This window comes from Nocardia sp. NPDC060259 (assembly GCF_042728775.1).
GTDB lineage: Bacteria > Actinomycetota > Actinomycetes > Mycobacteriales > Mycobacteriaceae > Nocardia.
The window spans coordinates 1-19,668 of the sequence record NZ_JBHXAY010000122.1; the positions used below are offsets into that span (position 1 = coordinate 1).

Annotated in this window: 20 protein-coding genes; 8 read left to right on the forward strand and 12 right to left on the reverse strand. The window is 69.9% G+C overall.

All coding sequences use genetic code 11. The annotated features are described in order from the left end of the window. Positions 1 to 199: 199 nt before the first annotated feature. Genes ACFWF2_RS29425 through ACFWF2_RS29435 form a run of 3 tightly spaced genes read right to left on the reverse strand, consistent with a single transcriptional unit; the run spans position 200 to position 2,948 of the window. Complete coding sequence (locus ACFWF2_RS29425; RefSeq protein ID WP_379310720.1) at positions 200 to 1,612, reverse strand: ATP-binding protein; 1,413 nt, start codon at positions 1,610 to 1,612, stop codon at positions 200 to 202. Further along, positions 1,599 to 2,306 (reverse strand): response regulator transcription factor, encoded by a 708-nt coding sequence (locus tag ACFWF2_RS29430; protein ID WP_379310721.1) that lies wholly within the window; start codon positions 2,304 to 2,306, stop codon positions 1,599 to 1,601. The genes ACFWF2_RS29425 and ACFWF2_RS29430 overlap by 14 nt, the downstream gene beginning before the upstream one ends. A gap of 60 nt (positions 2,307 to 2,366) precedes the next feature. Then, entirely contained in the window at positions 2,367 to 2,948 is a 582-nt protein-coding gene (locus ACFWF2_RS29435) for a TerD family protein (RefSeq protein WP_379085996.1), read from the reverse strand. A gap of 137 nt (positions 2,949 to 3,085) precedes the next feature. Here ACFWF2_RS29435 and ACFWF2_RS29440 point away from each other — a divergent pair, with 137 nt between their 5' ends. Beyond that, a complete protein-coding gene (locus tag ACFWF2_RS29440) occupies positions 3,086 to 4,159 on the forward strand; it encodes a magnesium and cobalt transport protein CorA (protein ID WP_379310722.1) in 1,074 nt (357 codons plus the stop codon). Between the two features lie 9 nt (positions 4,160 to 4,168). On the opposite strand, the gene ACFWF2_RS29445 is transcribed toward ACFWF2_RS29440, so the two are convergent. The 3 genes from ACFWF2_RS29445 to ACFWF2_RS29455 all read right to left on the reverse strand — a co-directional run bounded on the left by ACFWF2_RS29445 (position 4,169) and on the right by ACFWF2_RS29455 (position 7,544). Beyond that, positions 4,169 to 5,032, reverse strand: a complete 864-nt coding sequence (locus ACFWF2_RS29445; protein WP_379310723.1) for a universal stress protein — start codon at positions 5,030 to 5,032, stop codon at positions 4,169 to 4,171. A 90-nt stretch (positions 5,033 to 5,122) separates the two neighbouring features. After that, positions 5,123 to 6,859, reverse strand: coding sequence for a GAF domain-containing sensor histidine kinase (locus ACFWF2_RS29450; RefSeq protein ID WP_379310724.1), 1,737 nt, complete (start codon positions 6,857 to 6,859; stop codon positions 5,123 to 5,125). A gap of 40 nt (positions 6,860 to 6,899) precedes the next feature. Beyond that, positions 6,900 to 7,544, reverse strand: coding sequence for a response regulator (locus ACFWF2_RS29455; RefSeq protein WP_379310725.1), 645 nt, complete (start codon positions 7,542 to 7,544; stop codon positions 6,900 to 6,902). Positions 7,545 to 7,707: 163 nt separating this feature from the next. On the opposite strand from ACFWF2_RS29455, the gene ACFWF2_RS29460 reads away from it, so the two are divergent. Beyond that, positions 7,708 to 9,423, forward strand: a complete 1,716-nt coding sequence (locus ACFWF2_RS29460; protein ID WP_379310726.1) for a SulP family inorganic anion transporter — start codon at positions 7,708 to 7,710, stop codon at positions 9,421 to 9,423. Between the two features lie 4 nt (positions 9,424 to 9,427). Here ACFWF2_RS29460 and ACFWF2_RS29465 read toward each other — a convergent pair whose 3' ends face one another. Beyond that, entirely contained in the window at positions 9,428 to 10,414 is a 987-nt protein-coding gene (locus ACFWF2_RS29465) for an Acg family FMN-binding oxidoreductase (RefSeq protein ID WP_379310727.1), read from the reverse strand. A gap of 142 nt (positions 10,415 to 10,556) precedes the next feature. Between ACFWF2_RS29465 and ACFWF2_RS29470 the strand changes: the two genes are divergently transcribed. The 3 genes from ACFWF2_RS29470 to ACFWF2_RS29480 are packed head-to-tail and all read left to right on the forward strand — an operon-like array spanning position 10,557 to position 12,476. Beyond that, positions 10,557 to 11,261 carry a HemK2/MTQ2 family protein methyltransferase gene (locus ACFWF2_RS29470; RefSeq protein ID WP_379310728.1) on the forward strand — a complete coding sequence of 235 codons (705 nt, stop codon included), beginning with the start codon at positions 10,557 to 10,559 and terminating at the stop codon, positions 11,259 to 11,261. Beyond that, entirely contained in the window at positions 11,218 to 11,460 is a 243-nt protein-coding gene (locus ACFWF2_RS29475) for a CDGSH iron-sulfur domain-containing protein (protein ID WP_379310729.1), read from the forward strand. Before ACFWF2_RS29470 ends, ACFWF2_RS29475 begins: the two co-directional genes overlap by 44 nt. Further along, positions 11,457 to 12,476, forward strand: coding sequence for an iron-containing redox enzyme family protein (locus ACFWF2_RS29480; protein WP_379310730.1), 1,020 nt, complete (start codon positions 11,457 to 11,459; stop codon positions 12,474 to 12,476). Before ACFWF2_RS29475 ends, ACFWF2_RS29480 begins: the two co-directional genes overlap by 4 nt. Here ACFWF2_RS29480 and ACFWF2_RS29485 read toward each other — a convergent pair. From ACFWF2_RS29485 to ACFWF2_RS29500, 4 genes are all read right to left on the reverse strand, one after another. Beyond that, positions 12,442 to 12,879 carry an ATP-binding protein gene (locus ACFWF2_RS29485; RefSeq protein ID WP_379310731.1) on the reverse strand — a complete coding sequence of 146 codons (438 nt, stop codon included), beginning with the start codon at positions 12,877 to 12,879 and terminating at the stop codon, positions 12,442 to 12,444. The genes ACFWF2_RS29480 and ACFWF2_RS29485 overlap by 35 nt on opposite strands. A 94-nt stretch (positions 12,880 to 12,973) precedes the next feature. Then, entirely contained in the window at positions 12,974 to 13,396 is a 423-nt protein-coding gene (locus ACFWF2_RS29490) for an STAS domain-containing protein (protein WP_379310732.1), read from the reverse strand. A gap of 72 nt (positions 13,397 to 13,468) precedes the next feature. Then, positions 13,469 to 14,302, reverse strand: coding sequence for an RNA polymerase sigma factor SigF (locus ACFWF2_RS29495; protein WP_379310733.1), 834 nt, complete (start codon positions 14,300 to 14,302; stop codon positions 13,469 to 13,471). Between the two features lie 94 nt (positions 14,303 to 14,396). Further along, positions 14,397 to 14,834, reverse strand: coding sequence for an anti-sigma factor (locus ACFWF2_RS29500; RefSeq protein WP_379310734.1), 438 nt, complete (start codon positions 14,832 to 14,834; stop codon positions 14,397 to 14,399). A gap of 320 nt (positions 14,835 to 15,154) precedes the next feature. Between ACFWF2_RS29500 and ACFWF2_RS29505 the strand changes: the two genes are divergently transcribed. After that, the gene (locus tag ACFWF2_RS29505; protein WP_379310735.1) at positions 15,155 to 17,290 is read left to right on the forward strand and encodes a catalase; all 2,136 of its coding nucleotides are present in this window, start codon (positions 15,155 to 15,157) and stop codon (positions 17,288 to 17,290) included. Positions 17,291 to 17,296: 6 nt separating this feature from the next. Here ACFWF2_RS29505 and ACFWF2_RS29510 read toward each other — a convergent pair whose 3' ends face one another. After that, the gene (locus tag ACFWF2_RS29510) at positions 17,297 to 17,803 is read right to left on the reverse strand and encodes a DUF6328 family protein (protein WP_379310736.1); all 507 of its coding nucleotides are present in this window, start codon (positions 17,801 to 17,803) and stop codon (positions 17,297 to 17,299) included. 111 nt (positions 17,804 to 17,914) lie between these two features. On the opposite strand from ACFWF2_RS29510, the gene ACFWF2_RS29515 reads away from it, so the two are divergent. Together ACFWF2_RS29515 and ACFWF2_RS29520 are read left to right on the forward strand one after the other, a co-directional pair. Beyond that, complete coding sequence (locus ACFWF2_RS29515) at positions 17,915 to 19,378, forward strand: aminotransferase class I/II-fold pyridoxal phosphate-dependent enzyme (RefSeq protein ID WP_379310737.1); 1,464 nt, start codon at positions 17,915 to 17,917, stop codon at positions 19,376 to 19,378. A gap of 102 nt (positions 19,379 to 19,480) precedes the next feature. Further along, positions 19,481 to 19,654 carry a CsbD family protein gene (locus tag ACFWF2_RS29520; protein WP_379039199.1) on the forward strand — a complete coding sequence of 58 codons (174 nt, stop codon included), beginning with the start codon at positions 19,481 to 19,483 and terminating at the stop codon, positions 19,652 to 19,654. Positions 19,655 to 19,668: the final 14 nt, after the last annotated feature.

The window sequence follows — 19,668 nt, forward strand, 5'->3', positions numbered from 1 at the left end:
CGGCGCGACACTGCGCCGGGCCCCGCTGCTTTTCGTGCTCCCCCGGGGAGCTGGATGGTCACCGGAATCGGTTGCCTGGCAGCGACATCCGGACCTCGTCCGCCGGTGGCCCATGACGGGCCATCGACGACTTGTCCTCCTCCAGACCGGAAGCGCGGCACGGCTCGATCCCGGTGACCGGACAGACAATCGCAATGTTTCATTGCAGCGGTTCCGCTGGTTTGTTTGCGATCTCATGACGAACGTCGTCACAGGCGGGGATGGTCAGCACGAAGCGCGCGCCGCCACCGGGCCTTTCGGTGCAGCGCAGCGTGCCGTCGTGGCAGGCGACGGTCTCGGCCACGAGGGCGAGCCCGATGCCGGTGCCCGCCGTCGCCCGCGACACCGTGACGAACCGGTCGAAGATGCGTTCGCGGTCCTCGGGCGCGACACCGGGTCCCGCGTCGTCGACGATCACCGTGATGTCGGCGCCGTCGCGGTCGACCCTGACTCCGGTCAGTCCGCCGCCGTGCCGATCGGCATTGGCCAGCAGATTGACCAGCGCGCGTTCGAGTTCCATCCGCCGCCCGCGCACCGTGCCGGGGTCGCGCACGTCGAGGACCTCCGGTGGGGTGTCGCGGCCCGCGAGCAGATGGGTGAGCAGTTCGGCCAGCGACAGCGGCGACAGGTCGGAGCGGTGGATGCCCGCTTCGGCGCGGGCAAGTGCGAGCATGTCGTCGAGCAGGCCGCGCAGATGGGAGGTCTCCTCGACCAGCAGTCCCAGTGCGGCTTTCGGCCGCTCCGACAGTTCGTCGCGGTGCCCGGCGAGCACGGTCGCGGTGGTGGTCAGCGTGGTCAGCGGGGTGCGCAGTTCGTGGCTGAGGTCGGAGACAAGGCGCCGTTCGCGCTCGATGCGGCGTTGCAGGGAGTCGACCATGGCGTTGAACGCCTCGACCGTGATCGCCAGATCCTCGTCCGTGGCGCGCGGCAGGCGCAGATCGTGTTCACCGGAGGCGATCCGCGAGGCGGCCGCGGCCACCTGCCGCAGCGGGCTGAGCGCGCGCTGGGCGGCCCACGCACCCAGCGCGGCGGCGACGGTGACGGCCAGGACGGCGCAGGCGAGCAGGATCGTGCGCAGCATGTGCAGATTGGCTTCGAGTTCCCGCATCGGCGCGAATTCGTAGAGGACAGAACCGTTCTCGACCTGGGACCACACTCGGAGATACGGTTGGTCGCCGAGCCACACGCGGGTGGCGGTGCTCGGGATGGCGTCGGCCGTATCGATCACCGGTGGGGTCAGTGGGGCGAAGCCGTCGTCGACACCGATGGCCGACCACCGTCCGTCCCGGTGCAGGACGGCGATGTAGCCGGTGGGCAGATGCAGCGCGTCCAGCGCCTGCTCGCCGGTGATCCGCGGGTCGTCCAGGCGTAGCCGCAGCAGTTCGGCGTGCACGCCGACAGCACGTTCGACGATGCGCACCCGCTGCGATTCCATGTAGCTGGTGCTGATTCCGTAGACCGATCCGGCCAGGATCACGGCCACCACGCTCGCGCCGAGCACGAACGCGGCCATGACCCGGCCACGCAGGCCACGGAACCGCGATAGTCGGGGGGAACCGTCAGGCTTGGACATCGAGCCGATAGCCGAGTCCGCGGACCGTCACGATCAGGCGCGGGTCGGCGGCATCGCGTTCGATCTTGGTCCGCAGGCGGCGCACGTGCACGTCGACGATGCGCTCGTCGCCGAAGAACCCACGGTCCCAGATCTTGTCGAGCAGCACCTGCCTGCTCAGCACCAGGCTGTCGTTCTGTGCCAGTTCGCACAGCAACCGGAACTCGGTGAGGGTCAGGTGCACGTCACGCCCGTCCAGGCGCAGCGAACCACGCTCCGGGCACAGGATCAGGCGCCGGTCGGGGGCGGCGTCGAGAACGAGTTCGGTGACATCGCGGTCGGCGCTGTTCCTGGTGCGGCGGCGCAGCGCGCGGATGCGGGCGGTGAGCTCCTTGACCGCGAACGGCTTGGTGACGAAATCGTCGGCGCCCGCCTCGAGCGCGGCGACCACGTCGTGGGTGTCGTCGCGGGCGCTGACCACGATGATCGGCACGTCGTGGTCGCGGCGCACCTCACGAATGCAGGTGTAGCCGTCCATCCCGCCGAGCATGAGGTCGACGATCATCACGTCGGGGACGCCGAAGTCGCGGACCTGGTCCAGCGCCGCCTCCGCCCGTTCGGCCTCGGCGACGACGTAGCCCTCGCCCTCCATCGCCAGCCGCAGCGATGTCCGAACCCGGGTGTCGTCCTCGACGATCATCAACTGTGCGCGCATCACTGCCCTCCGTACCGGCAACCACCGTACGCGGGCCGGGTGAGCGCGGCGAGACGATGGCTACTGGATGGCGAATCGCAGCAGCGCCTGCCGGTCGCCCTGCTTGATCTTGCCCTTGCGGTCGAGCACCTCGAGCTGCCAGACCGGGCCGTTGCGGAAGGCCCGCGCGATCGCGTTGGCGTTCTCCTGGCCGAGCAGCGACGGCCAGATGTCGGCGACGGGCTGACTGTCGGCGCCGGTCGCGTCGTAGATCTTGAACGAGACGTTGTTGGCCTTCTCGAACGAGCTGCCCTTCTTGAACGCCGCGGCGACGAAGACGATGGCGTCGATGATCGGCGGGACGTCGGCGAAGACGACGTGCACGGTCTCGTCGTCGCCCGACGCCGCGCCGGTCTGTTCGTCACCGGTGTGCACCACCGCGCCGTTGCCGAGCGGGTTCAGCGAATCCAGGCCTGCGAAGCGGACGGGCTCACCGCCCTGCATGAGCACGGCGATCAGGTCGAGGTCGACACCGCGCTTGCGCCGCGCCATCCCGAGCAGGCCCCCGCTGGATCCGGCCGACGGGTCCCAGCTCACCCCCACACTCATCTTGGTGATGCCGGCGAGGTCGGCCGCGCCGTCTTCCTTCTTCAGCGTAATCACGTTCTCAGGCTACGGACTCGCGGAGCAGCCTGCAGGGCAAGTGAATTCGCCGGGGTACCGGCCCCGGCGGGCGGTACACCACCGGCGCCGACTCGGTGCCGGGCTCGGCTGTCGCGACTGCGCATAGGATCGGGCCGGTGTCGTCCGTTCCACAGTTCCGCTTCCGTCGTTCCCGGCTCCTCGCCGAGCCGCCCGTCCACCGGCCTGCCGTCCCCACGGCGCGGGCGATCGTCGACTGTGGTGTCTATGTGGACGGGCGACGACTGCCCGGCCGGTTCACCCCGGCCGCCGCGCTGGCCGAAGTCCGCAGCAGGGGAACGGGTTTCGTCTGGCTCGGCCTGTTCGAGCCCGACGCGCACCAGATGGGGGAGATCGCCGGGATCTTCGACCTGCACGCGCTGGCCGTCGAGGACGCCGTGCACGGGCGGCAGCGGCCCAAGCTCGAGCGCTACGACGACACGCTGGTGACCGTGATGCGCACCGTCGCCTACGTCGAGCACGACATGCACTCGGTCAGCGAGATCGTCGAGACCGGCGACATCATGGTGTTCACCGGACCCGACTTCGTGGTCGCGGTGCGCCACGGCGCGCACTCGGCGCTGGCCGATGTGCGACACCGGCTCGAACAGGACCCCGCGCGGATGGCGCTGGGGCCCGGTGTCGTGCTGCACGCGATCACCGACCGCATCGTCGATTCCTACATCGTGGTCGCCCAGTCGGTGGAGTACGACGTGGAATCGATCGAGGAGGAGCTGTTCACCCCGCGCAGCAGGCTGCCGATCGAGTCGATCTACCAGCTCAAGCGCGAAATCGTCGAACTGCGGCGGGCGGTGAGCCCACTGGCCCTGCCGCTGCAGGCGCTGACCAGGCCGGAATCCCCACTGTCCAAGGAGATCCGGCGCTACCTGCGCGATGTGGCCGACCACCACGCCGGGGTGTCCGAACGCATCAACGATCTCGACGAGTCGCTGACGGCGCTGGTCAGCGCCGCGGTGGCCAAGATCGCGATCCAGCAGAACGCCGACATGCGCCGGATCTCCGCCATGGTCGCGATCCTGGCCGTGCCGACGATGATCGCCGGCATCTACGGCATGAACTTCGACCACATGCCGGAACTGCACCATCGATGGGGCTATCCGGCCGTGCTGATCACCATGGTGGTCCTCTGCTCTGCCCTGGTGGTCGCCTTCCGCCGCATCAAGTGGTTGTGACCCACCCGGTCAGTTCCCGGCTCCCGGCCGGGCGATGATCAGGGGGCAGTGCGCGCCGTGCAGGATGGCCTGCGCGACCGAACCGAGTGCCGCTCCGGCGAATCCGCCGCGGTCGTGGCTGCCGACGACGATCAGCTGTGCGCCCGCCGCCGCGGTGAGCACGGCCCTGGCCGGCCGGTCCTCGACGACGATGCGTTCGACGCGCAGGTCGGGGTATTTCTCGCCGTAGCCCGCCAGGCTCGCCGACAGCTCCGCGTCGGCCTCGGCCCGCATCGTCTCCCGTGATTCGTAGCGGAACAGCTCCGACCAGGCGCGCACCGCGATCACCCGCACGTGACGACGACTCGCCTCGTCGAAGGCCAGTGCGACCGCGTCGGCGCTGGGGCGGGAGCCGTCGACCCCGACCACCACTGCCCCCGTCGTCGTGACCGCCGACTCCGGCACGACCGCAACCGGGCACGCGCCATGCCGGGCGACCGCCGTGCTGACCGAGCCGAGCAGCGCGCGCCGCACCGCCCCCAGCCCCCGGCTGCCGAGGACAACCAGCCGCGCCGACTCGCTGTGCTGCCGCAGGATCGCCCGCGCGTCGCCCACCTCGACGGAGGTCGTGATCACGAGATCGCCGACCGAGGCGACCTCGGCCGCCGCGCCCGTGACCACGGATTCGCCATGGGCGTAGAGTATTTCGCCGTCGAAGAGCGGACCGCTGACTCCCGGCCCGTACTCGACCGGGACCTCCACCGCGTAGACGAGGTGCAGCGGCGCCTGATGATGGGCGGCGAATTCGGCGGCCCACCGCAGGGCGATGTGTGACCGCGGCGAGCCGTCGACCCCCGCGACGACCGGGCGGCCAGGGTTCTCGGGATGGGACATGACACCCTCTCTGTCCTCCCCACTGTGCGTCGTGGCCGGTGCGGCCGGACAGGGCCGCAGGTCCTGCTCCGCAAGGACTTTGGTCCCCGCTCAGGACAACGGCGCCGACCAGCGCAGCACCGTGCCGCCCGACTCGCGCTCGGTGACGGCGAAACTGCCGCCCGCGGCCTCGGCCCTGGCGGCGAGGTTGGCGAGCCCGCTGCGCCGGGTGATCTCGGGCGCGATGCCGGCGCCGTCGTCGGCGACCTCGATGCTCACCTCGTCGCGCACAATCAGTTCCACCGCGACCGTGCTCGCCTTCGCATGGCGCACGACATTGCTCACCGCCTCTCGCAGCACCGCTTCGACATGATCGGACAGCGGTGGCTCGAGCACGGTGACCGGGCCGGCGAGCCGGACGGTGGTGCGCAGCCCGGTGTCGGCGGTCATCTCGGTGATGATGTGGTGCAGGCGTTTCCGGTACTGCGAGGAGTCGGTGGTGGTGTTGGACTGCAGGTCGAAGATCGAGTAGCGGATGTCCTGCACGATCGCCTGGATGTCGTCGATCGTCTCGTCGAGACGGGTGCGCACCTCGGGGGCCCTGGCCCGCTGCATCGTGCCCTGCAACGACAGCCCGACCGCGAACAACCGCTGGATCACGTGATCGTGCAGGCCGCGGGCGATCCGGTCGCGGTCGGCGTACACGTCGAGCTCGCGCATCCGGCGCTGGGTGTCGGCCAATTGCAGCGCCACCGCGGCCTGGTCGGCGTAGGTGCTCATCAGCGCCTGATCCGCCGGGGTCGGCGGGGTGACCCCGGCGGGGAGCACGGTGGTCAGCACTCCGGTGACCAGTCCGTTCGCGCGCAGCGGCAGGGTCAGTACCGGCCCGAATTCGGCGATCGAGGCGAAGATCGGATCGTGGGCCGGAGCGTCGGAGGTGACCGGACTGCCCGACCGGAACGCCGCGGCCACCGGCGAATCCGTCAGCGGGATGGCGCGGCCGACCAGCACACCGGCGTCGGCACCGGCCGCCGCGACCACCACCAGCTCGGTGATCTCCTCGTGCGGCACGTCGGGGTCCTCGGGCAGCGCCAGGAACGTGCACACCGAATGCGTCAGGGAGCGGCCACGTTCGGCGATCAGCTCGAGCACGTCCTCCGACGCGCTGCCTGCCAGCAGTTCGGTGGCGACGTCCCGGATCGCCTCCAGCCAGAGCTGGCGCACCCGCGACTGCGCGTACAGGCGCGCGTTCTCGATCGCGATGCCCGCGGCGGCGGCCAGCGCCTGCACGACCACCTCGTCGTCCTCGGTGAACTCCTGGCCGCCCGCCTTCTCGGTGAGATAGAGATTGCCGAACACCTCGCCGCGCACCTGCACCGGTACGCCGAGGAAGGTTCGCATCGGCGGGTGGTTGGGCGGGAAGCCGACCGAGGAGGGGTGGTCCGAAAGATTGGTCAGCCGAATGGGTTTCGGGTCGGCGATGAGCACGCCGAGCACGCCGTGCCCGCGCGGCAGATCGCCGATCAGCACCCGGGTGCGGTCGTCGATGCCCTCATAGACGAACTCGGCGAGCTGATTGCTGGTCTTGTCGGTCTCACGCACACCGAGCGCGCCGTAGCCCGCGTCGACGAGTTCGATCGCGGTGTGCACGATGGTGCGCAGGGTGTTGTCCAGGTCGAGGCCCGCCGTCACGACGAGCATGGCCTCCATCAACCGGTCCATCCGGTCGCGGACGTCGACGATCTGGGTGATCCGGTCCTGGACCTCCCTCAGCAGTTCACGCAGACGCAGCTGAGACAGGGTCTCGGTCACCGGAGGCCGGCCACCGGCTGCCGATTCGTCGTCCATACCGCGCATTCTTCCACGGTGCGACGGGCATCGGGCGAGGTCATCGGCGCGGCGGCCGGTCCAGATCGGCGGCCATGACGGCGGCCTGGGTGCGGCGTTCGACACCCAGTTTGGTCAGCAGCCGGGACACGTAGTTCTTGACGGTCTTCTCGGCCAGGAACATGCGCGCCGCGATCTGCCGGTTGGTCAGGCCCTCGCCGAGCAGCGACAGCAGGGTGCGTTCCTGCTCGGTCAGCGTGGCCAGCGGCCCGGTCTGCTCCGCCGCCTCCGAGCGCAGCTTGGCCATCAGCGCCGCGGCGGCCCTGTTGTCCAGCAGCGACTTGCCGTCGCCGACCTCGCGCACGGCGTTGATCAGCTCCAGGCTCCTGATGTCCTTGACGACGTAACCGCTCGCCCCGGCCAGGATCGCGTCGAGCATGGCCTGCTCGTCGGTGAACGAGGTGAGGATCAGGCAGCGTGGCGCCGGTTCGGCCGAGAGGAGTTCGCGGCACAGTTCGATGCCGTTGCCGTCGGGCAGCCGCACGTCGAGCACGACCACGTCGGGGCGCAGCGCGGGAATGCGCGCCAGCGCCTCCGCGCAGTCACCCGCCTCCCCGACCACCCGGAGATCCGGCTCGAGCGCGATCAGGTCGGAGACGCCGCGCCGGACGATCTCGTGGTCGTCGACCAGGAACACCGTGATCATCGCTGACCCTTTCTCAGAGACGACAGACCCTCGTTGCCATTGTCGTCGCCTACGAGCCTGCCCCCGCACCGGCGGCCCGGTCAGGGCCGAAGGTCACGCATGCCGGGGACTCGCGTCCCGATCCGGTGACGTCGGCGGTGTGACCGCGCGCGAGGAGCGCACAATGTTTCCCACGGTGTTGGAGCGAGCGCTGCCGGGTCTGCGGCAGTTCTGGAACTATCGGCGCGCATGGCTGCGTTCGGACGTGGTCGCGGGCGTGACGGTCGCCGCGTATCTGGTCCCGCAGGTGATGGCCTACGCGACGGTCGCGGGGCTGCCGCCGGTGGTCGGGCTGTGGGCCACGATCGCGCCGCTGGCGGTGTACGCGCTGCTGGCGACCTCGCGGCAGATGTCGGTCGGTCCCGAGTCCACCACCGCGCTGCTCACCGCGGTCACCCTGGCGCCGCTGGCGGCGGGCGACCCTGAGCGCTACGCGGCGCTGGCCGCGCTGCTGGCGCTGCTGGTCGGAGCGCTGTGCCTGGCCGCATCGGCTGCCCGGCTCGGGGTACTGGCCGATCTGCTGTCGCGGCCCGTGCTGATCGGCTATCTGGCGGGGACGGCGGGGCTGATGATCGTCGGCCAGCTGGGGCGGGTCACCGGTGTGCCGGTCACGGGGGTCACCTCGATGGCGCAGCTGCGCTCGTTCGTGGCCAACCTCGGCCAGTGGCATCCACCGACCGCGGCCCTGGCGTTCGTCGTCCTGGCGGCGTTGCTGATCATGGCCCGCTGGACGCCGCGCGCGCCAGGACCGCTCATCGCGGTGCTGGCCGCGACGGTGGCGGTCGCGGTGTTCTCGCTGCAGCGGTACGGCATCGGCGTGGTCGGTGAGGTCCCCACCGGCCTGCCGACACCGGGGCTGCCCGCCATCGCGATGGCCGACGTCATGGCCCTACTGTTGCCCGCCGCGGGTCTGGCTGTGGTCGGCTTCTCCGACAACGCCCTGACCGCGCGGGCCTTCGCCGCACGGCACGGCGAGCATGTGCAGGTCAACACCGAACTCGCCGCACTGGGCGCGACGAATGTGGCCACCGCGCTCACCCACGGATTCCCGGTGAGCTGCAGCGGTAGCCGCACCACCATCGCCGACCTGATGGGGGCGCGCACCCAGCTCTACGCGCTGGTCACCCTCGCCGCGGTGCTCGTCGTGCTGTTCGGCGCCACCGGTGTGCTCGCGCAGTTCCCCGTCGCGGCGCTGGGCGCGCTGGTCGTGTACGCGGCGCTGCGGCTGGTCGATGTGCGCGAGTTCCGCCGGATCGCCCGGTTCCGGCTCAGCGAACTGTTCCTCGCGCTGGTCACCGCGGGCTCCGTGCTGGTGCTCGGTGTCCTCTACGGCGTGCTCGTCGCGATCGCGCTGTCGGTGTTCGACCTGCTGCGCCGGATCGCCCGTGGCCACGACGCGATCCTCGGCTTCGTCCCCGATCTCGCGGGCATGCACGACGTCGACGACTATCCGGAGGCGAAACCTCTCGCGGGACTGGTGGTGTACCGCTACGACGCACCGCTGTTCTTCGCCAATGCCGAGGACTTCCGTCAGAGCGCGCTGGCCGCCGTCGACTGGTGGGCGCGGCGCAGTGGGGAACCGGTGCGCTGGTTCGTGCTCAATGTCGAAGCCAATGTCGAGGTCGACCTGACCGCGCTCGACGCCGTGGAACAGGTGCGGGCCGAGCTGGCCGCGCGCGGGGTGGTGTTCGCGATGGCGCGGGTCAAACAGGATCTGCGCGTCGACCTGGACGCGTCCGGCCTCACCGAGCGGATCGGCGCCGAACGGCTGTTCCCCACCCTGCCGACGGCGGTCGAGGCCTTTCGCGCTGCCGATGAATCGGGCGAGGCGGGCCCATGACGGGTCACCGCTCGGTCAGCACCTCGGTGAGCGGTCGACGCGGGGTCGGTGGCCGCTGCCTGTCCTCGGGGGCGATGCCGATCCTGACCACGACCTGCGGCACGCCGGGATGACCGATCAGACCGGCGAGCAGGCGCCTGCCCGCGGTCAATTCGGTGATGTGGGTCAGCGCGCAGGTCGACAGTCCCGACGCCGTGCAGTCGAGCAGGACCGCCGAGAGCGCCTCACCGGTCCGCAGCCAGGCCAGCGGCGACTCGTCAGCGGTGCTCAGCACCACCAGGCGAGCGTGATCGTCGAGATCACCACGCCGGGCCGAACGCTCCAGCGCGGGGAAGGGCCGTGCGACGCCCACCCTGGCGCGTTCGGACTCCGAGATCAGCGCCGACGGCGGCACACCGTCGGACCGCTCGGGATGGCCGGCCCACCAGCGGAGTTCGGCCTGGTATTCCATGTCGTAGCGGCGCAGGGCGCCGGACTGCTCGGACACCAGCGCCAGTTTGGGGCGCACCTCGTCGGCGAGGACGTCGACGGAGAGATCGTGCGGCGCGACGAGCTTGTCCAGCGTGGACACGACCGAGGTCAAGCCGATCGGCGGCGCCATCGGCAGCCGATCGGTATAGCGGCGATCGATGGCCTCGGCGCGGCGCAATTCCCCGATCGGCGGCTCGGGCCACGGCTCGAACTCGATCCTGGCCAGCAGCTCCGGGCGGTCCGGATCGGGCAGCCGGGTGACCGCGGTATGCCAGTGGGCGGCGGCGAACGCGGTCCGCACATGGTGCAACGCCGCGCCACAGCTGATCAGCACCTGCCGTCCGGTCGGGTCGGCGGCCGTCAGCTGCCGATCCGGGTCATGCGAGAGCTCGAGCGCGGTGCCGTCGAACACCCATCGCCACGGCTGGGTGTTGTGCAGCGACGGCGCCCGGCAACCGAGCCGGATCGCCGCGCGAACCGTGGGATGGTCGGGCACCTCATGAACTCGCTGAGTGTTCATATCAACCAGTCTGGCCCGGCAGCCCGCTAGACCGCGACAGACTTTCCGCACCTCGGGGGAGGCACAAAGTCCCTGATCACGCGCCCGGACCATACCGCGCGGATTGGTTCGCCGGATTGCGGGCATGCCGAGGGCAAGGGCCTTGTCGACGCGGGAAAAGGGGTATCACGACGTGATGGTGATCCGCGCGCCGCGTGTCTACCGGCCGCAGGCCGACACCTGGCTGCTCGCTCGTGCCCTGCGCGGGCTGCCTGTGTTGCCTGGCGGCCGGGTTCTTGATGTGTGCGCGGGGACCGGCGTGCTCGCGCTGGCCGCGGCGCGGGCGGGGGCGCGCAGCGTCACCGCGGTCGACGTCTCCCGGTCGGCGCTGGCGTCGACGTGGCTGAACTGCAGGCTGCGCGGTGTCGCGGTGGAACTGCTGCACGGTGACTTCGCCTCGGCGCTGCGGCTGCCGCGTTTCGACGTGGTGCTGGCCAACCCGCCCTACGTGCCCGCCGAGCACGGCACCGGCCGCGGCGGCGCGCTGGCATGGGACGCCGGACCCGACGGCCGCAGCGTGCTCGACCGGCTGTGCGACACGCTGCCGGATCTGCTCACCGACGGCGGCGTCGGGCTGGTCGTGCATTCGGCGCTCAGCGACCCGGAACGCAGTGTGCGCCAGTTGCGCGATCGCGGGACCGACGCGTGGGTGGTCGCCGAGGGCATCGTGCCGTTCGGGCCGGTTATGCGGGCCCGCGCCGGGTGGCTGGCCGCCCGCGGCTTCATCACCCCCGGCCAGCGCTACGAGGAATTGGTGGTGATCCGTGTCGATCGAACATCGTCCCGCGTCGTCGGCGACCCCGCCTGAGCCACGGCGGATCGTGCTCACCGACGACGGGCCCGCACTCGTCGACGGCCCCGTCGATGTCGTCACCGCCGACGGCACCGTGCTGCACTGCGACCGATTCGTGGTGGCGCTGTGCCTGTGCCGCCGGTCGAGCACCTACCCGCTGTGCGACACCAGCCACCGGCGCAGGCGACGCCGCGATCAGGAAGGCGACCGATGAACCCCCTCGTCGCGTCCCGACGTCCGCTGCCTGCCCCGCGCGGCGAGCTGTCCGCCGCCGTCGTCGAATCACTCAGGCGCCCAGCGGGTTCCGCGGTGCCGACGGCCGACGGCGCCGATCCCTACGGTGAGGATCTCCTGCTGACCCTGCACACCTGCTACGAACTGCACTACCAGGGCTTCGCCGAGGTCGACGAGAACTGGGAATGGGACCCCGACCTGCTGCGCCTGCGTCGCGACCTGGAACGGCGGTTGCTCGCCGCGCTGTCGGCCGACGTCCCCGGCGGCGACGACATCCACGCCGAACTCGACCGCCTGCTCGAACCCACCTCCGGCACCGACGGCGTCGCCGGCTTCCTCGCCGACCGCGGCACCCCCGACCAGCTGCGCGAATACTTCGTGCACCGCTCGATCTACCACCACATCGAGGCCGATCCGTACGCGTGGGTGATCCCGCGCCTGCGCGGGCAGGCCAAGGCCGCACTGGTCGCGGTGGAATTCGACGAGTTCGGCGGCGGCCGCGGCGATCGCGTGCACGCGCAGCTGTTCGCCGACCTGCTGGCGGGCGCCGGGCTGAACCCCGGCTACCTGCACTACCTCGACGCGGTGCCCGCACCGATGCTGGCCCTGGTGGACATGATGTCGCTGTTCGGTCTGCATCGCGGCCTGCGCGGCGCCCTGGTCGGGCATTTCGCCGCCACCGAGATCACCTCGTCGCCCGCCGCACGCCGCCTCGCCGACATCGCGCGTACGCTGCTGCCGCATCCCGCCTGCGTGCGTTTCTATACCGAGCACGTCGTCGCCGACGCCGTCCACGAACAGGTCATGCGCCGCGATGTCATCGCCGAACTGCTTCGTGCCGAACCGGAAACGGCGGCGGGGCTCGTCTTCGGCATCCAGGCGACGACCCTGCTCGAAGACCGTTTCGCCGAGCATGTCCTCGAATGCTGGCGCGCCGACCGCAGTTCGCTGCGGCAGGAGATCACCGATCCGCGAACAGCCGCCGGACCCGGCTGAAGGTGATGGCGACCGGATAGCCGCCCCTGGCCTGGTCGAACGGATCATGGTCGGCGACCAGGTGATCGGTGATCGAGTGCAGTACGTGCCAGCCGACTCCCGTCTCGTCGACCGGCTCGGTGTCGCCGCAGACGGCGTCCACCGAGACCCGGATCCGGAACTCGTCGGCGACGACATCGCAATGGATCTGGGACGAGGCGACGGCACCCAGGATCAGGCAGGTCGCCGCCTCGTCGAGCGCGACCCGGAGGTCGTCGACCTCGTCGACACCGAAACCGGTGATCAGGGCGATGGTTTCGGCCAAGGCCCGCAGCATGACGAGCTGCTCGAGATCGGCGTCGATCGTGATGTGGATCGACGTCGCGTGTTTGGACTCTGCAATGATCCGGTCGCTCGAATCCACGGTGGCCTCCTCCCGAGCTGACTGCACCGGAGTGGTTCACCGTGCGCCTACCCAGGATTGGCCGGACCGAAACACCGCGTGGACCGATCGACCCTCAGCGCTCGCCGGGCTCGGGCTCCGATGCCTCGTCGAGGGATTCGTAGTACCGGAACAGCGGCCGGACGCCGACCAGGTCGAGCGCCCGCTCCACCTCGCGGCCGTCGGTGAGCAGGCGGATATCGACGCCAGCGGCCCAGGCCTCGCTCTTGGCGGTGCTGAGCATGGCGGCGACCCGGATGCTCAGGAACTCGGTTTCGCGCAGATCCACCACGACGATGCGGGCGCTGGAATGCACCGCGCGGTCGAGCAGTGCCAGGAACGGCGGCATCCGCGCCGCATCGAGCTCGGTGCCGGTGTTCAGTACCCAGCAGCCGGGTCGTCCGGGGTCGCGCAGACTGAGCTCGGCCGCGGCGGGCGCCGATGGCCCGCGATACCACCGCAGCCGGCTCGACAACCGGCGATCCAGAACGACAGCCATAGAACCTCCTGTACGACAGGGTCGGCTGGAGGTCTCAACCTAGGACAATTCTGGCACGCGGCGCCGCTGGTGTCACTGCGCAGGCGCGTGCTCGGCGAGCGCCTGCTCGCGCAGCAGGCCCAGGGTGCGGGACAGGATCCGCGAGACCTGCATCTGGGAGACGCCGAGCTGCTCGGCGATCTGGCTCTGGGTCTTGGACTCGTAGAACCGCATGACCAGCACGCGCCGCTCTTCGCTGGGCAGTGCGGCGATCAGCGGGCGCACCGTCATCGCGTCCTCGGTGAGCTGGTAGCAGTGTTCTTCCACGCCGAGGGTGTCGGTGATCGCCTGGCTGGCGTTGTCCCGGTCGTCGTGGGTGAATTCGTCGATGGAGTTGGTCTGGTAGCCGTTGGCGGCGACCAGGGCCCTGGTGATCTCGACCAGATCGACCTCGAGCGCGTCGGCGAGCTCGCGGGCATTGGGCAGCCTGCCCAGCTGCTGGGACAGTTCCTCGGTGGCGGGCCCGACCCTGAGCTGGATCTCCTTGAGCCTGCGCGGGACGCGCACGGCCCAGGTGTGGTCACGGAAGTGCCTGCGCACCTCACCCATGATCGTCGGGATCGCGAAGGACAGGAACGACGATCCCCGGCTCACGTCATAGCGGTCGACGGCGAGGACGAGCCCCACCCTGGCGGTCTGGTCGAGATCGTCGAACTGTTCCCCGCGGCCCGCGAACTTGCGCGCGATGTGGTCGGCCAGCGGCAGACACAGCCGGATCACCTCCTCGCGGAGGGCGTCGTAGTTCTCGTCCCCTGGTGGCAGCGCGCGCAGCTTCTCGAACCAGGGCTCGATGTTGTCGTAGCTGTCGCCGCGCGAGTGGGATCGCCGGGTGGTCGTGTTGTCGGCTGTCTCTGCTTCCGATGTCATTCGCCGATGCCTCGCTTCCAAACGGTTGCGGATATCCATGGGGTACCCATCGGTGCCACCGCTATGTCTTATTCGGAGCGAAGCCTGTCCCGGCTCAGGTCGCGGCGGGTCCGTGCACCCGCCGGATCCAGCCGAATTCGACGGTCGCCGGGTAGCCGTCGCCGACCGGATCGAAGTCGCCGTATTCGATGCGCAACGAGTCGGTCAGCGTCGCGACGACGTGCCAGCCGAAGGACTCCTCGTCGAGCGCGGACGGCGTGCGGATGATCGTCGCGATGCGGGCGCCGAGGGTGCCGTCGCCGGTGGTGAACACGCAGTCGAGCTGGGTGTCCGGGGCCGCGACCAGCATCAGCGCGGTCGCCACCTCGTCCAGCGCCAGGATCAGGTCGGTGACCTCGTCGAGGGCGAACCCGCGCACCAGCAGCACGGTCTCGGCCAGCGAGTGCACCATGGTCAGCTGGTCGAGTTCGGCCGGAACCTGGAACCCGACGGTCTTGGACCGGGGCGCGGTGTCGCGATCGTCTGCTCGCACGCCACCTCCCTGATCCACCGTCAACCGACTGGTCGGAGGGTACCCGGGCCGCGCCACGCCATTCACGCGTCCGCCCAGCGATTTCCGGGCTGCCTACCGTAGGCTCATTTCGGGTCGTTGCCGGTCGATTCGGGCTGGTCCGGCGGCTTCCCGGATCTCTTCCGGAGCGCCAGGACCACCGCGACGACGGCTATCAGAGCCACGATTGCGAGGATTTCCATAGGCGGCGCATACCCCACCCGCCGATCTCCAACCGCTGTTTGCCCTGCGGACAGCGCGGTAGTCCGACAGAGACGGTGTCCACTCGACTGGAGGCGATCATGGGTTTTCCCGAACACCAGCAGCCGCCAACTCCGCCCGACGAGGACGCGGGCACGCCGTGCGAGCAAGCTGGACCCGAACCGGATCAGGAGGGCCCCGCCCTGCGCGGGCCGACCGGGGCGCCGATTCCAGGCGACGCGAGCATCCGCGCCCAGCAGGGCGGCGCGCTGACCACAGCCCAGGGTTTGCCCACCGCCGATACCGATCACGCCCTCAAGGCGGGCCCGCGCGGACCGGTGCTGCTGCAGGACATCCACCTGCGGGAGAAGATCACCCACTTCGATCACGAGCGCATCCCCGAGCGGGTCGTGCACGCGCGCGGTGCGGGCGCCCACGGCGTGTTCGTCGCCAACGGCGCGGCCGCCGAGCTGACCCGCGCGACGTTCCTCGCCGCCGACGCGCGGACGCCGGTGTTCGTCCGGTTCTCCACGGTGCTCGGCTCCCGCGGGTCGGCCGACACCGTGCGCGACACCCGCGGTTTCGCGGTGAAGTTCTACACCGACGACGGCGTCTACGACCTGGTCGGCAACAACATCCCGGTGTTCTTCATCCAGGAGGCGATCAAGTTCCCGGACGTGATCCACGCGGGCAAACCACAGCCGGATCGCGAGATCCCGCAGGCACAATCCGCGCACGACACGTTCTGGGATTTCGTCACCCTGCACACCGAAGCCACCGCGCACACCTTCTGGAACATGTCCGACCGGGCGCTGCCGCGCTCGTTCCGGATGATGGAAGGCTTCGGCATCCACACCTTCCGGCTGGTCGCGGCAGACGGCACCACCAGCCTGGTGAAATTCCATTGGAAGCCACGGCTCGGCGTGCATTCGCTGCTGTGGGAGGAAACCCAGCTCACCGCGGGCTTCGATCCCGATTTCCACCGCCGGGATCTGGCCGAGGCGATCGCGGCGGGCACCACGCCGGAATGGGATCTCGGCGTCCAGGTGTTCCCGGACACCCCCGATCATCTCTTCGAGGGCATCGATCTGCTCGATCCGACCAAGATCGTGCCGGAGGAGCTCGCGCCGGTGCGGATCATCGGCACACTGCGGCTCACCGCGAACCCGGTGAACTTCTTCGCCGAGACCGAGCAGGTCGCGTTCTGCCCGAGTCATCTGGTGCCCGGCATCGAGGTCACCGACGATCCGCTGTTGCAGGGCAGGCTGTTCTCCTATCTCGACACCCAGCTCAGCAGGCTCGGCGGCCCGAATTTCGCGCAACTGCCGATCAATACCCCGCACGCCGATGTCAACGACCTGTTCCGGGACGGTATGCATCAGACGGCCGTGCACCCCGGTATCGCCCCGTACAAACCGAATTCGCTGGGTGGCGGATGCCCGTATGCCGCGAGTCTGGCCGACCAGGCCTACGTCGAATCACCGACACCCATCCCGCCGCCGACCGCCAAGCTGCGGACCACGGCGAACAGTCCGGAGGCGGTGTCGTTCGCCGACCACTTCTCGCAGCCGCGCATGTTCTATCGCAGCCTCACCAAGGGCGAGCGGCGGCGGCTGGCCGACGCCTTCTCGTTCGAACTCGGCAAGTGCACCTCCGACACGGTGCGGCGACGTGCCTTGCAGATGCTGGTCAACGTCGACGACGAGCTGGCAGGCTACGTCGGCGGACAACTCGGACTCGACCCGCCCGCCCCGGACTCCGACCGCGTGGAACTCGCGCCGAGCCCCGCGTTGTCCCAGCGCAAGGGCGGCTTTCCGGTCGACGGCCGCACCGTGGCCGTGCTGGTGGACGACACCGCCACAGCCGGCGCCGTCGAGGAGGTCACCGACGCTCTCGCACAGGCCAAGGTGACCCCGTTCGTCGTCGCGGCGCACGGCGGTGCTGTCGGCGGTGTTCCGGTGGCGCGAACCTTCGCCACCATGCGATCGATCGAATTCGACGGCGCCCTGCTGCTGGGCGGCCCGCTCGATCCGCGGGTGGACCTGCTGGTCGAGGAGATGTGGCGGCACGGCAAGGCGATCGCGGCAGTCGGAGCGGCGGCGGAGGTACTCCAGCGCAACGGCGTCGACTTCGACGCACCCGGAATCACCGTCGCCGACGCCGTGACGGCCACCAGCGCGCTGCTCACGGACCTGGGTGAACATCGCGCCTGGGCCCGCATCGAACCCGAGTCATGAGCAGGCTCAGACAGAACTGTCCGGCTCGCGCCGCCGTTGAATCAGGGGGCCGACCAGCCAGACCCCCGTGAACAACAAGGCGAAGCAGATCCCCGCGACGATCGAGGCGCCCATGCCTGCCACGGTGTCGAAGATCAGCACGGTGACTCCGGTCAGCGCGACCCCGAGCAGGATCATCCCGGCGAACGCGTAACGATGGGCAGACGCGACGAGGTCGGCGAGCTGATGCCTGCGGAACAGCAGCCGGTGCGTGGCGACCGGGGCGACAAGCAGCACCGTCGCCGCGACCGACGCGACGACGGTGACCAGGTAGACCACCTGCATCGTCGTGTCCAGGATAGCGAACCTGGCCTGGAACGGCAGGGTCAGCAGGAAACCGGTGAGCAGCTGCACGCCGGTCTGCACGACCCGCAGTTCCTGCAGCAGATCGGCCCAGTTCCGATCCAGCCGCTGGATCTCGGTCTCGCCGCGAGCCTGCTTGTCCCATTCCGCGTCGTCGCGTGCCGTGCTCATCGCCCGATTCCTCTCACCCTATTCCGGGCATGCCCCCAGGCGTCGTCCCGAAACGGGCAGGGGCAGGTCAGGCACCGGATTGAAGCACTGCCGAACGGCTACTACCGCTACATGGACCACAGCACAGCCCCGCTCGTCGCCGCGGTCGCCGATTACCGCGGCTCGGGCCGATACGGATTCACACCACCGGGTCATCGCCAGGGTCGCGGGGTCGACGGGCGGGTGCTCGCCGCACTCGGCGCCGACGCGTTCGCCGGCGACATCCTCGCCGCGCCCGGCCTCGACGACCGGTTGTCCAGAGCAGGCCTGCTGGCCGAAGCCGAGGAACTCATGGCCGACGCCGTCGGCGCCGACTCCACGTTCTTCTCCACCTGCGGCAGCTCGCTGTCGGTGAAGGCGGCGATGATGGCCGTCGCGGGCGGCAAGGACGGCGGACTGCTGGTGGCCAGGGACAGCCACAAATCGATCGTCGCCGGGTTGATCTTCTCCGGGGTGCAACCGCACTGGATCACCCCGCGCTGGGACGCCGAGCGGCACTTCTCGCATCCGCCGTCACCCGCCCAGGTCGAGCAGGCCTGGCGCGACCATCCCGACGCCGCGGGCGCGTTGATCGTCAGCCCGAGCCCCTACGGCACCTGCGCCGACCTGCGCGGGATCGCCGAGGTGTGTCATGCCCGCGGCAAACCGCTGATCGTCGACGAAGCCTGGGGCGCGCACCTGCCCTTCCACCCCGACCTGCCCACCTGGGCGATGGACGTCGGCGCCGATGTCTGCGTGGTGAGCGTGCACAAGATGGGCATGGGTTTCGAACAGGGTTCGGTGTTCCACGTGCAGGGCGACCTGGTCGACTCGGCCCGGCTCAGCCGCTGCGCCGACCTGCTGATGACCACCAGCCCCAACGTCCTGATCTACGCCGCCCTGGACGGCTGGCGAAGGCAGATGGTCGAATTCGGCAACGACCTGCTCGGCAACGCGCTGTGGCTGGCCCGCCGGACGCGTGCCTCGCTCGCCGAGATCGCCGGATTCGACGTCATGCACGACGAGTTGCTCGGTGTCGAAGCCTCCCACGACCTGGATCTGCTGCAGGTCCTCGTCGACGTCTCCGCCACCGGCGCGACCGGGTACGCCGCCGCGGACTGGCTGCGCGCCCACCGCCAGATCGACCTGGGACTCACCGATCACCGGCGGGTGCTGGCGACGCTGTCGGCCGCCGACGACACCCAGTCGGTCGACGCGCTCGTCGACGGCCTCGCCCTGTGGCGCGCCGGCCTCGGCGAGCCCGCGCCGCTCGAGATCGCGCTGCCGACACCCCAAGACCTGCAACTGGAGACGGTGATGCTGCCTCGCGACGCGTTCTTCGCCCCGACGGAGCTGGTGCCCGTGCACGAGGCGGCAGGCCGGATCGCGGCCGAACAACTCACCCCGTATCCGCCGGGTATCCCCGCGATCGTGCCGGGGGAACGCATCGGCGCGGCCGTCGTGGACTACCTGCGCACAGGTGTCGCCGCGGGCATGAATGTGCCCGACGCGAGCGATCCGCGGTTGCACGCGATCCGGGTCGTCGCCGGAAGCTGACCTGTTTGCGTCCCGAGGACCCGGGTAGGCGGTCTGTGGGTCCCCAAGACGGCCCACCGGCCACCGGCGGTGGCCGAGAGATCTGTCTGAAAGGAATGCCCCATGGGTATCGCGGACAAGGCGAAGAACAAGGCCGAAGAGCTGGCAGGCAAGGCCAAGGAGGCCACCGGCAAGGCCACCGACGACCGTGATCTGGAGAACGAAGGTCGCGGCGACCAGGTGAAGGGGAACCTGAAGGACGCGGGGGAGAAGGTCAAGGACGCCTTCCGCGACTGACCAGCCGACTCGAG